The sequence below is a fragment of the Salmonella sp. 32120201201600049SM genome (assembly GCF_017572835.1).
Taxonomy (GTDB): Bacteria; Pseudomonadota; Gammaproteobacteria; order Enterobacterales; family Enterobacteriaceae; genus Salmonella; species Salmonella enterica.
This window is the reverse complement of sequence record NZ_JAGESA010000002.1, coordinates 107,208-121,226: the sequence shown is the minus strand read 5'-3', so window position 1 is coordinate 121,226 and position 14,019 is coordinate 107,208. Positions and strand designations below refer to the sequence as shown.

The following is a 14,019-nucleotide window of genomic DNA, read 5'->3' as shown; positions in this document are numbered from 1 at the left end:
TGCTCCTGTTGGTTTGCCTGATGGCGGCGTAACCGTCTTATCCGGCCTACGGCGCCATCCGGCAATTCACGGTCAGAACATCACTTGACCGCCGGTTACGTTGATCGACTGCCCGGTGCAATAAGACGCTTTCGGGCTGGCATAAAATAGCAGCATGTTCAGCACATCCTGATAATCACACCCGCGTTTGAGCGGTACTTTATCAATGTAATACTGTTCCACCTCGTCGGGCTTAATGCCCAGTTTAGTGGCGTATTGCGGCAGCAGTGACTGGAACATTGGCGATTTCAACAGGTTGCCGAGCATCAACGAGTGTACGGTAATGCCGTATTCCGCCAGATCCAGCGCCAGAGACTGGGTTAACCCCACGCCGCCGAATTTCGCCGCGCTGTAGCCGGAGTTGTGTTTACTGCCCACTTTGCCGGATTTAGAGTTAATCTGAATAATGCGCCCCTGAATGCCGTCGCGGATCATCAGGCGGGAAAACTCACGGGCGCAGAGGAAATAGCCCACCAGATTCACCTGTAGCGAGCGGTCAAAATCGCCCAACTGGAAATCGCTGATAAACGCCGCTTTGGCGATACCCGCGCTGTAAACCAGCAGATCGACGCGCCCGAAAATCTCGTCTACGCCGCGGGACAGCGCCAGCACGCTCTGCTCGCTGGTGGCGTCGGCGCCAAAACCGTACGCCATACCTTCGCCAAAATCGGCGTTAATTTCCTGGGCGACATTCGCGGCTTTATCGCTTTGAATATCAACGACCGCCACGCGGTATCCTTCTTCTGCAAGCCCACGGCAAAGGAATGCCCCCAGGGTCTGGCCTCCGCCAATGACAACGGCAACTTGATTCATGTTTTTTCTCCTTAAGCGACAAACGTCAAAATACAGCCCGGCGCGATATCGTCCGGTACAGGCCCCGCAACGTGTACGGTGCCGGGAAATTCCGCTTCACGCAGACCATCGAAGCGCAAAGTGATATGCCCCAGTTCACGCAGGTTTTGCTCGGCTACGCTGCCGACCGCCGTGACCGGATAGCAATGTTGGCCCAATTCACACCGCGCGCCAGGCTGCAGCGCGCCGGTCAGTTCGCCATGACAATGGATGAAGCAAAATTCTTCGATATCCGCCGGCGCGCCTTCCCGAAACGTAATCAGCATCTGTTCGCCGAGCGCCTCCTTCGCGCTCTGGCCGATACGGGTGATGGTGGTTTGATAAATCACGCTCATGTCTGAACCTCTTATTGATAGATAAAGCCGGAAACAAACCAGGCGATAAGTACCGTGGGCGCGCCAGTCAGGAAGCGTCCGACCAGCACAGAAGGTACGCCGACGCGAACGGTGTCTTGTTTCGCTTCCGCCAGTGACAGGCCGACCGGGATAAAGTCGCAGGCCGCCTGCGCGTTAATCGCGAACAGGGCGGGAAGCGCCAGATGCGGGGGGATATTGCCCAGGCCTATCTGAACGCCGATCAGGACGCCAATGACCTGAGCGATAACCGCGCCAGGGCCGAGAAAGGGCGACAGCAGCGGGAACGAGCAGATCAATGCCAGCGTCACCAGCCCCAGTGGATGGCTGGCTAATGGCGCAAGACCGTGGGCGATCCAGTCGCCAAGACCTGAGGCCATAATGATGCCGATCAGCGCCGAAACGAACGCCATAAACGGCAGGATTGTTTTCAGGACCGTATCAATGGTGTCGCGACCGGACTGGAACAGTACCGCCACGGCGGAGCCCATTCCCATACCGACTTTTGCCAGCAGCCCGTCGCTCTGCTCGGTGATTTTTTTGCTGGTGTCGTAGTCACGTCCTAATGTCGTTTTGGCAGGCTGAGGACTGGCAGGCGTTTCGCCGACAAGAGTAATGTTTTCTTCTTTTACGCCGGAGACATAAATATCCTCAACAATATACTGCGCCAGTGGGCCGGACTTACCCGTCGAGTGAATATTAATGGTTGGAATCCGGCGTTTCGGATAGATACCGCAGCGCAGCGTACCGCCGCAGTCGATAATGGCCGCGCCGATTTCCGCTTCCGGCGGTTCGCCTTCTTTAAAGCCGTCCACCGCTTGCCAGCCTGTTAGTTGCGCCAGTTTGTCGACGATCGCCGGGCGCGTACCGGCTGTGATATAGACGATCTTTTTGCCTGGCGTAACGTCCAGTTCAAGCGGGCCGCCCCAGCCGCCGGCGCCTTTCTCAATACGAACCCGTGTCATGATACCGCTCCTGTCAGATGAACTTTCTGCTCAAGTTGAATCCCCATTTTTTTCTCAAAAATAGCGGTGGTGAGATCGGTGACCCAACCGCGGAAGAAGTTCGTCACCAGACCTACCAGCAGATAGCTCACCGCGAGCGGGCCGAGAGGAAGCCCTAACGTGGTGAGTCCGCTGGCGATACCCAGATAAACAAACAGTTCGCCGGGATTGATATGCGGAAACAGACCGTTCATGGAGTGACAGCTATAGGAGGCCGCCGCGTAATAGCTCGGCTTGTACTTCTCCGGCATAAAGCGTCCCAGACTCAGGGTCATCGGATTACAAAAAACAAATGTCCCGATAAACGGTAAAAGCAGGTAACGAGATAGCGGATTTCCGGCACAACGTTGGGCAAAACGCTCAATACGCTGCTGGCCGATAAAATTGATGAGCGCATTCATGATAACCAGCAGGCTTATCAGTAGCGGAAGAATACCTGTCACCATACCGGTAAACACCTCTCCGCCTTTCTGGAATAACCCGATGAACCACTCCGCACCATGTGTAATGGTTTCGATCATTGTTCTCTCCTGTAGGGTTTTTAGTTTTCTTGCTAATTTCCTGTTCATTGTAATCATGTTGAAAGATTCAAAAGTGTTATTGTGATCGCAAAATAAAAGAAAAATATTTTAAGTTGAAAGATTGCGGGGCGAGGGAGAGGATACAAACTGAAAAGAGGAGAAAGGTGATTTATTCTCTTGTGCCGCTTCCTTGTGCGGCGGGGGATGCTTTACCATACTTCTCCCTGGCTGAATTTGTTTAATGGATGTCTCATGTTCAAGCGTCGTTATGTAGCGTTACTTCCACTTTGCGTATTGCTTGCTGCCTGTAGCAGCACGCCAAAATCTTCCGAGACTCAAGCGACGACTGGCACGTCTTCCGGCGGCTTCCTGCTTGAGCCGCAGCATAACGTCATGCAAATGGGCGGCGACTTCGCCAACAACCCTAATGCGCAGCAGTTCATTGATAAAATGGTCAGCAAACACGGTTTCGACCGTCAGCAGCTGCAGGAGATCCTCTCGCAGTCTAAAAGACTGGATTACGTCCTGCGTCTGATGGACAGACAAGCGCCGACCACTCAGCCGCCCGCCGGACCAAATGGCGCCTGGTTGCGCTACCGCAAACAATTTATTACGCCGGATAACGTGCAAAACGGCGTCGCGTTCTGGAATCAGTATGAAGACGCGCTGAACCGCGCCTGGCAGGTATACGGCGTACCGCCGGAAATCATCGTGGGGATTATCGGCGTGGAAACCCGCTGGGGACGTATTATGGGGAAAACACGGATTCTGGACGCGCTGGCGACGCTGTCATTTAACTATCCGCGCCGGGCGGAATATTTCTCCGGCGAGCTGGAAACCTTCCTGCTCATGGCGCGCGATGAGCAAGACGATCCGCTCAATCTGAAAGGTTCCTTTGCGGGCGCGATGGGCTACGGCCAGTTTATGCCGTCTTCCTATAAAGAATATGCGGTCGATTTCAATGGCGATGGGCACATTAACTTGTGGGATCCGGTAGATGCCATCGGCAGTGTGGCGAACTACTTCAAGGCGCATGGTTGGGTGAAAGGCGATACGGTTGCGGTGCCAGCGAATGGTCAGGCGCCGGGACTGGCGAATGGTTTCAAAACAAAATACAGTCTCTCTCAGCTTGCCGCCGCAGGCTTAACGCCGCAGCAATCGTTGGGCAATCATCAGGAAGCCAGCCTGCTGCGTCTGGATATCGGTACGGGCTACCAGTACTGGTACGGCCTGCCGAACTTCTACACCATTACCCGATATAACCACAGCACGCATTATGCGATGGCGGTTTGGCAACTGGGCCAGGCGGTAGCGCTGGCGCGGGTGCGCTAATTTACGCTTAGGGAGGGGAGCACCCCCTCCGCTATTATTATGGCTTTTTGGGCTGATTCTCTGCCTGCAAGTGGGATATCTTCTTTGATAGTGCCAGACTATATCCCAGACATCCCAGGCCTAAGATAATTTGACCGCCATCATACGGTTCAAAATAGCCTGACGACAATATATTCAGTACTCCCATTCCTAATGAACATACTCCACCCACAATTAACCACAGCCGTAGTTGACAGGTTTGTTTCAGTTTGTGCTGTGTGCTTTCCGTTTTTTTGAGTGACATCCTTGCTTTCTCTCCATGCGTGTAAATTTAGCGACATGGTACTGCTATTTAGTCATGTGCTACCTCATTTCATTCTGCATAAATAACCTGCTGGCATTTTTTCGGAATCCGACTCGTAAAATCGACTGCTCGTCCCCATCTCTGGTGAGAAAGTGCTATCTTGTGCGGCAGGATTTCTAACTGACAGAGGTCATGATGACTGACAGTGAACTGATGCGGCTTAGCGAGCAGGTCGGGCTGGCGTTAAAAGCGCGCGGGGCGACCGTAACGACAGCAGAGTCCTGTACCGGCGGCTGGCTGGCGAAAGCCATTACCGACATCGCCGGAAGCTCCGCCTGGTTTGAACGCGGCTTTGTCACCTATAGTAATGAAGCCAAAGCGCAGATGATTGGCGTGCGTGAAGAGACGCTGGCGCAGCATGGCGCGGTCAGCGAACCCGTAGTGGTCGAAATGGCGATCGGGGCGCTGAAGGCCGCTCGCGCCGATTTTGCTGTCGCTATTAGCGGGATTGCCGGGCCGGATGGCGGCAGTGAAGAAAAGCCGGTTGGTACGGTGTGGTTTGCTTTCGCCAGCGTCAGCGGAGAAGGGATTACGCGTCGGGAATGCTTCAGCGGCGACCGTGAATCGGTGCGCCGACAGGCGACGACGTACGCGCTACAAACCCTGTGGCAACAATTTCTACAAAACACTTGATACTGTATGAGCATACAGTATAATTGCTTCAACAGTACGAATTCACTATCCGGTTCAATACCAAGTTGCATGACAGGAGTAATAATGGCTATCGACGAAAACAAACAGAAAGCGTTGGCGGCAGCACTGGGCCAAATTGAAAAGCAATTTGGTAAAGGCTCCATCATGCGTCTGGGTGAAGACCGTTCTATGGATGTGGAAACTATCTCCACCGGTTCGCTTTCACTGGACATCGCACTCGGTGCGGGCGGTCTGCCGATGGGGCGTATCGTCGAAATTTACGGGCCGGAATCTTCCGGTAAAACGACCCTGACGCTACAGGTGATTGCCGCTGCGCAGCGTGAAGGTAAAACCTGTGCGTTTATCGATGCGGAACACGCGCTTGACCCTGTTTACGCACGCAAGCTGGGCGTCGATATCGATAACCTGCTCTGTTCTCAGCCGGATACCGGCGAGCAGGCGCTGGAAATCTGTGACGCGCTGGCGCGTTCAGGCGCGGTGGACGTCATTGTGGTCGACTCCGTAGCGGCGCTAACGCCGAAAGCGGAAATCGAAGGCGAAATTGGCGACTCTCACATGGGCCTCGCGGCGCGTATGATGAGCCAGGCGATGCGTAAGCTGGCGGGGAACCTGAAACAGTCCAACACGCTGTTGATTTTCATCAACCAGATCCGTATGAAGATTGGCGTGATGTTCGGTAACCCGGAAACCACCACCGGCGGTAACGCGCTGAAATTCTACGCCTCTGTTCGTCTTGATATCCGTCGTATTGGCGCGGTGAAAGAGGGCGATAATGTCGTGGGTAGCGAAACGCGTGTGAAAGTGGTGAAAAACAAAATCGCCGCGCCGTTTAAGCAGGCCGAGTTCCAGATCCTCTACGGTGAAGGCATCAACTTCTATGGCGAACTGGTTGACCTGGGCGTGAAAGAGAAGCTGATCGAGAAAGCGGGCGCATGGTACAGCTACAACGGCGAGAAGATTGGCCAGGGTAAAGCGAACGCGACTACCTGGCTGAAAGAGAACCCGGCGACAGCGAAAGAGATCGAGAAAAGGGTTCGTGAATTACTGTTGAGTAATCAGAATGCCACGCCCGATTTCGCCGTTGACGATAGCGAAGGCGTTGCAGAAACCAACGAAGATTTTTAATCATCAGGTGATGGTGGGTCGGGCAAAACGAAGCCGCCATTCAGCAAAACGTTAAATTACCATCAAGGGCTGCATTTATGCGGCCCTTTTGGCATTTCTCCTTGTTAAGGTTTTTTATGAGTGAACCCACATCGCGCCGTCCCGCTTATGCTCGTCTCCTTGATCGTGCGGTACGTATTCTTGCTGTCCGCGATCACAGCGAGCAGGAATTACGGCGTAAACTCTCCGCGCCGGTGATGGGCAAAAATGGGCCGGAAGAGATTGATGCGACGGCAGACGATTATGAACGCGTGATCGCCTGGTGCCACGAACATCACTATCTTGATGACGAGCGTTTCGTGATGCGCTTTATCGCCAGTCGTAGCCGCAAAGGCTATGGCCCGGCGCGTATTCGCCAGGAGTTGAATCAGAAAGGCATTTCCCGTGAATCGACTGAAAAAGCGATGCGAGAATGTGAAATTGACTGGAGTGAAATGGCACGTGAACAGGCCGTTCGCAAATATGGCGAGCCGCTCCCTTCAAACTTTTCAGAAAAGGTTAAGGTACAGCGCTTTTTGCTCTATCGCGGGTATCTGATGGACGATATCCAGCAAATATGGCGAAATTTTGCAGATTGAGCGCATACGGGATTTTACTTCCCGGTAAAGAAAACTTATCTTATTCCCACTTTTTCCGTCTGGACGCGGGTTGCTTAACGGCGAACAGCGTCTGCGACGAATATTCCTTAAATACACAAAATCATTCAAGCCGCATCAAAGCGGCAAGTGAGCCTCGGGAACGCGTGACCGGGAAACTCGCAGCCAACGCAGAGGCGGCCTGAAGGATGAAGTGTAGCTTGATTTCAGGATAATTATGAGCAAGAGCACCGCTGAGATCCGTCAGGCGTTTCTCGACTTTTTCCATAGTAAAGGGCATCAGGTAGTTGCCAGCAGTTCCTTGGTGCCTAACAATGACCCCACTCTGTTGTTTACCAATGCCGGGATGAACCAGTTCAAGGATGTTTTCCTTGGGCTCGATAAACGTAATTATTCCCGTGCAACCACTTCCCAGCGTTGCGTACGCGCGGGGGGTAAACACAACGACCTGGAAAACGTCGGATACACTGCACGTCACCATACTTTCTTCGAAATGCTGGGCAACTTCAGCTTCGGCGATTACTTCAAACACGACGCCATTCAGTTCGCATGGGAATTACTGACCGGTGAAAACTGGTTTGCTCTGCCAAAAGAGCGTTTATGGGTCACCGTCTATGAAACCGACGACGAAGCCTATGAGATCTGGGAAAAAGAAGTCGGCATCCCGCGCGAGCGTATCATCCGTATCGGCGACAATAAAGGCGCGCCATACGCATCGGATAACTTCTGGCAGATGGGCGACACCGGTCCCTGCGGTCCGTGCACCGAAATCTTCTACGATCATGGCGACCACATCTGGGGCGGCCCTCCGGGAAGCCCGGAAGAAGACGGCGATCGCTATATTGAGATCTGGAACATCGTCTTTATGCAGTTCAACCGTCAGGCTGACGGGACGATGGAACCATTGCCGAAACCGTCTGTAGATACCGGTATGGGGCTGGAGCGTATTGCCGCGGTACTGCAACACGTTAACTCTAACTATGACATCGACCTGTTCCGCACGTTGATTGAAGCGGTAGCGAAAGTCACCGGCGCCACCGATCTGGGTAATAAATCGCTGCGCGTTATCGCCGACCACATCCGTTCCTGCGCATTCCTGGTTGCCGATGGCGTGCTGCCGTCGAATGAAAACCGTGGCTATGTGCTGCGTCGCATTATTCGTCGCGCGGTGCGTCACGGCAACATGCTGGGCGCGAAAGAGACCTTCTTCTACAAGCTGGTTGGGCCGCTGATTGAGGTAATGGGCTCCGCAGGCGAAGAGTTGAAACGTCAGCAGGCGCAGGTCGAGCAGGTTCTGAAAACGGAAGAAGAGCAGTTCGCCCGTACGCTGGAGCGCGGTCTGGCGCTGCTGGATGAAGAACTGGCGAAATTGCAGGGTGATACCCTGGACGGCGAAACCGCTTTCCGTCTGTATGATACTTATGGTTTCCCGGTCGATTTAACGGCGGACGTCTGCCGTGAGCGCAACATCAAAGTCGATGAAGCCGGTTTTGAAGCCGCTATGGAAGAGCAACGCCGTCGCGCGCGCGAAGCTAGCGGTTTTGGCGCGGACTACAACGCGATGATCCGCGTTGATAGCGCTTCTGAATTTAAAGGTTATGACCATCTGGAACTGAACGGCAAAGTGACCGCGCTGTTTGTCGATGGTAAAGCGGTTGAAGCGATTAACGCGGGACAGGAAGCAGTTGTCGTGCTGGATCAGACCCCATTCTATGCGGAATCAGGCGGTCAGGTTGGTGATAAAGGCGAGCTGAAAGGCGCTGGATTTACTTTCGCTGTGGACGACACGCAAAAATATGGTCAGGCGATTGGTCACCTCGGCAAATTGTCTGCGGGCGCTCTGAAAGTGGGCGATGCGGTACAGGCTGACGTAGATGAAGCGCGCCGCGCACGTATCCGTCTGAACCACTCCGCCACGCACCTGATGCACGCGGCGTTGCGCCAGGTGCTTGGGACACACGTTGCGCAGAAAGGCTCGCTGGTTAGCGATAAAGTGCTGCGCTTCGACTTCTCGCACAATGAAGCGATGAAGCCGTCGGAGATTCGTCAGGTTGAAGATTTGGTGAATGCGCAAATCCGTCGCAACCTGCCGATTGAAACGAACATCATGGATCTCGAAGCGGCGAAGGCGAAAGGCGCCATGGCGCTGTTTGGCGAGAAATATGACGAACGTGTACGCGTTCTGAGCATGGGCGATTTCTCTACCGAACTGTGCGGCGGTACTCACGCCAGTCGTACCGGTGATATCGGTCTATTCCGTATTATCTCTGAGTCCGGCACCGCAGCGGGCATTCGTCGTATTGAGGCGGTAACCGGTGAAGGCGCTATGGCCACCGTTCACGCGCAAAGCGATCGCTTAAACGATATTGCGCATCTGCTGAAGGGCGACAGCCAGAATCTGGGCGACAAAGTGCGTGCCGTACTGGAACGTACACGTCAGCTGGAAAAAGAGTTGCAGCAGTTGAAGGACCAGGCCGCAGCGCAGGAGAGTGCAAATCTTTCCAGTAAAGCGGTCAATCTCAACGGCGTGAAGCTCCTGGTCAGCGAGCTTGCTGGTATTGAGCCGAAAATGCTGCGAACCATGGTTGATGATCTGAAAAATCAACTGGGGTCTACCGTTATCGTACTGGCAACGGTTGTTGAAGGTAAGGTTTCTCTGATTGCGGGCGTGTCGAAGGATGTGACCGACCGGGTTAAAGCAGGGGAATTGATTGGTATGGTCGCTCAGCAGGTGGGCGGTAAGGGTGGCGGTCGTCCGGACATGGCGCAAGCCGGTGGTACGGATGCGGCAGCTCTGCCTGCAGCGTTAGCCAGTGTACAAGGCTGGGTCAGCGCAAAATTGCAATAATTATAAGCGTTCGTTGGCGCCGCAGCCCGTGCTGCGGCGTTTACGTCAACGCTATCGACAACGATAAAGTCAGGTTGAAGTTTTGTATATCGGCTAAACTTAGGTTTAACAGAATGTAATGCCATGACTGCTTACACCTAAGGTGTTTGTCATCGCTTACTTTTTGGCGTTATATGATGGATAATGCCGGGATACAGAGAGACCCGACTCTTTTAATCTTTCAAGGAGCAAAGAATGCTGATTCTGACTCGTCGAGTTGGTGAGACCCTCATGATTGGCGATGAGGTCACCGTGACAGTTTTAGGGGTGAAGGGCAACCAGGTGCGTATTGGCGTGAACGCCCCGAAAGAAGTTTCTGTCCATCGTGAAGAGATCTACCAGCGTATCCAGGCTGAAAAATCCCAGCAGTCCAGTTACTAAGGTTTTCGCGTCTCACTTTTCGGGTGAGACGCAGCCTCTCTTCTCGCTCGCCCGCGTTGTCCCTTCATGACTTTTTTCAACCTCATTGTTGATATGGTGCGCTTTTGGCGGCCAGCGTGTCATCAAATTATCTGTTGATAAAACACTCTTTTTGGCTTTTTTACAGACTAATTGAGCGTGAAGTGTGCAAACGATAAAAGCTCTGGAAAAATTGTTTGACTTATAAGTCCCAGAAAGTAATATGTGCGCCACGCAGCGACGATGAGCAGAACAAGTTCTTCGAAGCACTCGTAAGAGGCGTGTGGTGAGGTGGCCGAGAGGCTGAAGGCGCTCCCCTGCTAAGGGAGTATGCGGTCAAAAGCTGCATCCGGGGTTCGAATCCCCGCCTCACCGCCATTTGCATCCGTAGCTCAGCTGGATAGAGTACTCGGCTACGAACCGAGCGGTCGGAGGTTCGAATCCTCCCGGATGCACCATCTCTTACTTGATACGGCTTTCCCGCGGTATCAAAATCTGCAGTAAAGTAAGTTTCCCGATGCATCCGTAGCTCAGCTGGATAGAGTACTCGGCTACGAACCGAGCGGTCGGAGGTTCGAATCCTCCCGGATGCACCATCTCTTACTTGATACGGCTTTCACCGCGGTATCAATATCGGCAGTAAAGCAAGTTTTCCGATGCATCCGTAGCTCAGCTGGATAGAGTACTCGGCTACGAACCGAGCGGTCGGAGGTTCGAATCCTCCCGGATGCACCATCCCTTACTTGATACGGCTTTCCCGCGGTATCAAAATCTGCAGTAAAGTAAGTTTCCCGATGCATCCGTAGCTCAGCTGGATAGAGTACTCGGCTACGAACCGAGCGGTCGGAGGTTCGAATCCTCCCGGATGCACCATATTCTCCATACTTTATTCTCCATACTTTCAGCGATGAAGATGCAGATAAGATAGCGGTAATCACCGCTGGTATCAGAAGGATAACGTTGCGTCAGCAACGGCCCATAAGGTGAATAATCCTCCCGGATACGTCACTGCCCTGCAATCGCTTTTCCCCTTATCCTGAATATACCTCTTCATCTCTATTAGCGACAAAATCAACCAATTGCGATAAAGTACTGTCTGGTTATTCGGTTTGCGAGAACACGATGTACGCACGTTATGCTGGTTTGATTTTTGATATGGACGGTACTCTCCTGGATACCGAACCCACGCATCGCAAAGCGTGGCGTGAGGTTTTGGGGCGCTATGGTCTTCGTTTTGATGAACAGGCAATGGTCGCGCTTAACGGTTCGCCAACCTGGCTTATCGCCCAGTCAATCATTGAGCTTAACCATGCCGATCTTGATCCCCTGTCACTGGCGCGTGAGAAAACCGACGCGGTAAAAAGCATCCTGCTGGACTGCGTAGAACCGCTGCCGCTGGTTGAGGTGGTTAAAGCGTGGCATGGGCGGCGTCCCATGTCGGTCGGTACCGGTAGCGAAAGCGCTATCGCGGAAGCCCTGTTAGCGCATCTGGGGCTGCGTCGTTATTTTGATGCGGTTGTGGCGGCAGATCACGTACAGCATCACAAACCTGCGCCTGACACCTTCCTACTGTGCGCCCAGCGGATGGGCGTCATGCCGACGCAGTGCGTGGTATTTGAAGATGCCGATTTTGGTTTACAGGCGGCGCGGGCGGCGGGAATGGATGCCGTGGATGTCCGACTATTGTGAGTGACGGACTGTCGCTCCTGTCTCTGTTTGCCAGTAGTTTTCTCAGCGCGACGCTGTTACCCGGTAATTCTGAGGTGGTTTTGGTTGCTATGCTGGTCTCCGGCGTCAGTCATCCCTGGGTCTTAGTCTTAACAGCAACAATGGGTAATAGCCTTGGAGGGGTAACTAACGTTATTCTTGGGCGTTTCTTTCCACTGCGCAAAACGTCGCGCTGGCAGGAAAAAGCGACTGGCTGGCTAAAGCGTTATGGCGCAGCCACACTATTATTAAGCTGGATGCCGGTTATCGGTGATTTGTTGTGCCTGTTAGCGGGATGGATGCGCATCCCGTGGGGGCGGACGATCTTTTTTTTGTGTCTTGGTAAGGCGCTGCGCTATGTTGCGCTCGCAGCGGCGACGGTTCAGGGCATGATGTGGTGGTAATAATTGTAGGTTTGGCATGTATGGCCGCCATTACAGTTATGCTTATTAAAACGATTTGGACAGGCGGGAGGTCAATTTGATCCCGGACGTATCACAGGCTCTGGCCTGGCTGGAAAAACATCCTCAGGCGTTAAAGGGGATACAGCGCGGGTTAGAGCGCGAAACGCTGCGTGTCAATGCTGATGGCACGCTGGCGACAACAGGTCATCCTGAAGCGTTAGGTTCAGCGCTGACCCATAAATGGATTACCACGGATTTTGCGGAAGCCCTACTGGAGTTTATTACGCCAGTCGATGGCGATATCCAGCATATGCTCACCTTTATGCGCGATCTCCATCGGTATACGGCCAGGAAACTGGGCGATGAGCGGATGTGGCCATTAAGTATGCCCTGCTATATTGCGGAAGGGCAGGACATAGAGCTGGCGCAGTACGGCACATCCAATACCGGGCGCTTTAAGACGCTCTATCGCGAAGGGCTGAAAAATCGTTATGGCGCCTTGATGCAAACCATCTCCGGCGTACATTACAATTTTTCATTACCGATGGCGTTCTGGCAGGCGAAATGCGGCGTTACGGAAGGCGAAGCGGCAAAAGAAAAAATTTCTGCCGGCTATTTTCGTCTGATTCGCAACTATTACCGTTTTGGCTGGGTCATCCCCTATCTGTTTGGCGCGTCTCCGGCCATTTGTTCCTCTTTCCTGCAAGGAAAGCCAACCACATTACCGTTTGAAAAAACGGACTGCGGTATGTACTACCTGCCGTATGCGACGTCGCTGCGTTTGAGTGATTTGGGCTATACCAATAAGTCGCAAAGCAATCTCGGAATTACGTTTAACGATTTGCATGAGTATGTGGCAGGTCTGAAGCGGGCGATTAAAACCCCTTCCGAGGAGTACGCGCGGATTGGTGTGGAAAAAGACGGTAAGCGGCTACAGATTAACAGCAACGTTCTGCAAATTGAAAATGAGCTGTACGCACCCATTCGTCCCAAGCGCGTGACGCGCAGCGGCGAATCGCCTTCTGACGCGCTTCTGCGTGGTGGTATTGAGTATATTGAAGTTCGTTCTCTCGATATTAACCCGTTCTCACCGATCGGCGTAGACGAGCAACAGGTGCGCTTCCTCGATCTGTTTATGGTCTGGTGCGTATTGGCCGATGCGCCGGAAATGAGTAGCGATGAGCTGTTATGTACGCGTACTAACTGGAATCGCGTTATTCTGGAAGGGCGTAAGCCGGGCCTGACGTTAGGCATTGGCTGTGAAACTGCGCAGTTCCCGCTGCCCAAAGTAGGGAAAGATCTCTTCCGCGATCTGAAACGCGTGGCGCAAACGCTGGACAGTATCCACGGGGGAGAAGAGTATCAAAAGGTGTGTGATGAGTTGGTCGCCTGCTTTGATAATCCTGAACTGACATTCTCCGCCCGGATCCTACGGTCTATGATTGATGAAGGCATTGGCGGCACCGGGAAAGCGTTCGGTGAGGCTTACCGTAATCTGTTACGCGAAGAGCCGCTGGAGATTTTACAGGAAGAAGAGTTTATTGCTGAACGTGACGCTTCAGTACGTCGTCAGCAGGAGATTGAGGCGGCGGATACCGAGCCGTTTGCCGCGTGGCTTGCGAAACACGCCTGACCCAAAAGAAAAAGGCCACTCACGGAGTGGCCAAAATTTCATCGCTGAAAACAGGGATGATGATAACAAATGCGCGTCTTTCATATACTCAGACTCGCCCCGGAACAAAGAGTTCAGTTTATTTTTAAAAA

The 14,019-nt window shown here is 53.2% G+C and carries 14 protein-coding genes and 5 tRNA genes; 14 read left to right on the top strand and 5 right to left on the bottom strand.

Annotated elements, in window-relative coordinates; translation table 11 throughout:
* Positions 1-72 precede the first annotated feature (72 nt).
* The 4 genes from srlD to srlA are packed head-to-tail and all read right to left on the bottom strand — an operon-like array spanning position 73 to position 2,769.
* The gene (srlD, locus tag J4650_RS06545; protein ID WP_001077372.1) at positions 73-852 is read right to left on the bottom strand and encodes a sorbitol-6-phosphate dehydrogenase; all 780 of its coding nucleotides are present in this window, start codon (positions 850-852) and stop codon (positions 73-75) included.
* 11 nt (positions 853-863) lie between these two features.
* Entirely contained in the window at positions 864-1,226 is a 363-nt protein-coding gene (srlB, locus tag J4650_RS06540; RefSeq protein WP_000111553.1) for a PTS glucitol/sorbitol transporter subunit IIA, read from the bottom strand.
* Between the two features lie 11 nt (positions 1,227-1,237).
* Positions 1,238-2,209: a PTS glucitol/sorbitol transporter subunit IIB gene (locus J4650_RS06535; protein WP_000199039.1), complete on the bottom strand. Its 972-nt coding sequence runs from the start codon at positions 2,207-2,209 to the stop codon at positions 1,238-1,240.
* The gene (srlA, locus tag J4650_RS06530; protein WP_000573335.1) at positions 2,206-2,769 is read right to left on the bottom strand and encodes a PTS glucitol/sorbitol transporter subunit IIC; all 564 of its coding nucleotides are present in this window, start codon (positions 2,767-2,769) and stop codon (positions 2,206-2,208) included. The genes J4650_RS06535 and srlA overlap by 4 nt, the downstream gene beginning before the upstream one ends.
* A gap of 252 nt (positions 2,770-3,021) precedes the next feature.
* Here srlA and mltB point away from each other — a divergent pair, with 252 nt between their 5' ends.
* Complete coding sequence (gene mltB, locus J4650_RS06525; RefSeq protein WP_000476826.1) at positions 3,022-4,101, top strand: lytic murein transglycosylase B; 1,080 nt, start codon at positions 3,022-3,024, stop codon at positions 4,099-4,101.
* A gap of 37 nt (positions 4,102-4,138) precedes the next feature.
* Here mltB and J4650_RS22770 read toward each other — a convergent pair whose 3' ends face one another.
* A complete protein-coding gene (locus tag J4650_RS22770) occupies positions 4,139-4,384 on the bottom strand; it encodes a hypothetical protein (protein ID WP_001519391.1) in 246 nt (81 codons plus the stop codon).
* Positions 4,385-4,579: 195 nt separating this feature from the next.
* Between J4650_RS22770 and pncC the strand changes: the two genes are divergently transcribed.
* The 13 genes from pncC (at position 4,580) to gshA (ending at position 13,888) form a co-directional block, all read left to right on the top strand.
* Complete coding sequence (pncC, locus tag J4650_RS06520) at positions 4,580-5,077, top strand: nicotinamide-nucleotide amidase (RefSeq protein ID WP_000132239.1); 498 nt, start codon at positions 4,580-4,582, stop codon at positions 5,075-5,077.
* Between the two features lie 84 nt (positions 5,078-5,161).
* Positions 5,162-6,223: a recombinase RecA gene (gene recA, locus J4650_RS06515; protein WP_000963150.1), complete on the top strand. Its 1,062-nt coding sequence runs from the start codon at positions 5,162-5,164 to the stop codon at positions 6,221-6,223.
* Positions 6,224-6,339: 116 nt separating this feature from the next.
* The gene (gene recX, locus J4650_RS06510; protein WP_001294863.1) at positions 6,340-6,840 is read left to right on the top strand and encodes a recombination regulator RecX; all 501 of its coding nucleotides are present in this window, start codon (positions 6,340-6,342) and stop codon (positions 6,838-6,840) included.
* Between the two features lie 235 nt (positions 6,841-7,075).
* Positions 7,076-9,706 carry an alanine--tRNA ligase gene (gene alaS, locus J4650_RS06505; protein WP_023994246.1) on the top strand — a complete coding sequence of 877 codons (2,631 nt, stop codon included), beginning with the start codon at positions 7,076-7,078 and terminating at the stop codon, positions 9,704-9,706.
* A gap of 234 nt (positions 9,707-9,940) precedes the next feature.
* On the top strand, positions 9,941-10,126 hold the full coding sequence (csrA, locus tag J4650_RS06500; protein ID WP_000906486.1) for a carbon storage regulator CsrA: 186 nt from the start codon (positions 9,941-9,943) through the stop codon (positions 10,124-10,126).
* Between the two features lie 303 nt (positions 10,127-10,429).
* A tRNA-Ser gene (locus tag J4650_RS06495) sits at positions 10,430-10,522 on the top strand.
* A 3-nt stretch (positions 10,523-10,525) separates the two neighbouring features.
* A tRNA-Arg gene (locus tag J4650_RS06490) sits at positions 10,526-10,602 on the top strand.
* Between the two features lie 61 nt (positions 10,603-10,663).
* Positions 10,664-10,740: transfer RNA gene (locus J4650_RS06485), tRNA-Arg, on the top strand.
* 62 nt (positions 10,741-10,802) lie between these two features.
* Positions 10,803-10,879 (top strand) — tRNA-Arg (locus J4650_RS06480).
* Positions 10,880-10,940: 61 nt separating this feature from the next.
* Positions 10,941-11,017 (top strand) — tRNA-Arg (locus tag J4650_RS06475).
* 249 nt (positions 11,018-11,266) lie between these two features.
* Entirely contained in the window at positions 11,267-11,833 is a 567-nt protein-coding gene (yqaB, locus tag J4650_RS06470) for a fructose-1-phosphate/6-phosphogluconate phosphatase (RefSeq protein ID WP_000271296.1), read from the top strand.
* Complete coding sequence (locus tag J4650_RS06465; protein WP_001279499.1) at positions 11,830-12,255, top strand: YqaA family protein; 426 nt, start codon at positions 11,830-11,832, stop codon at positions 12,253-12,255. Before yqaB ends, J4650_RS06465 begins: the two co-directional genes overlap by 4 nt.
* Positions 12,256-12,331: 76 nt before the next feature.
* On the top strand, positions 12,332-13,888 hold the full coding sequence (gene gshA / locus J4650_RS06460; protein WP_000611821.1) for a glutamate--cysteine ligase: 1,557 nt from the start codon (positions 12,332-12,334) through the stop codon (positions 13,886-13,888).
* The last annotated feature ends 131 nt before the right edge of the window (positions 13,889-14,019 follow it).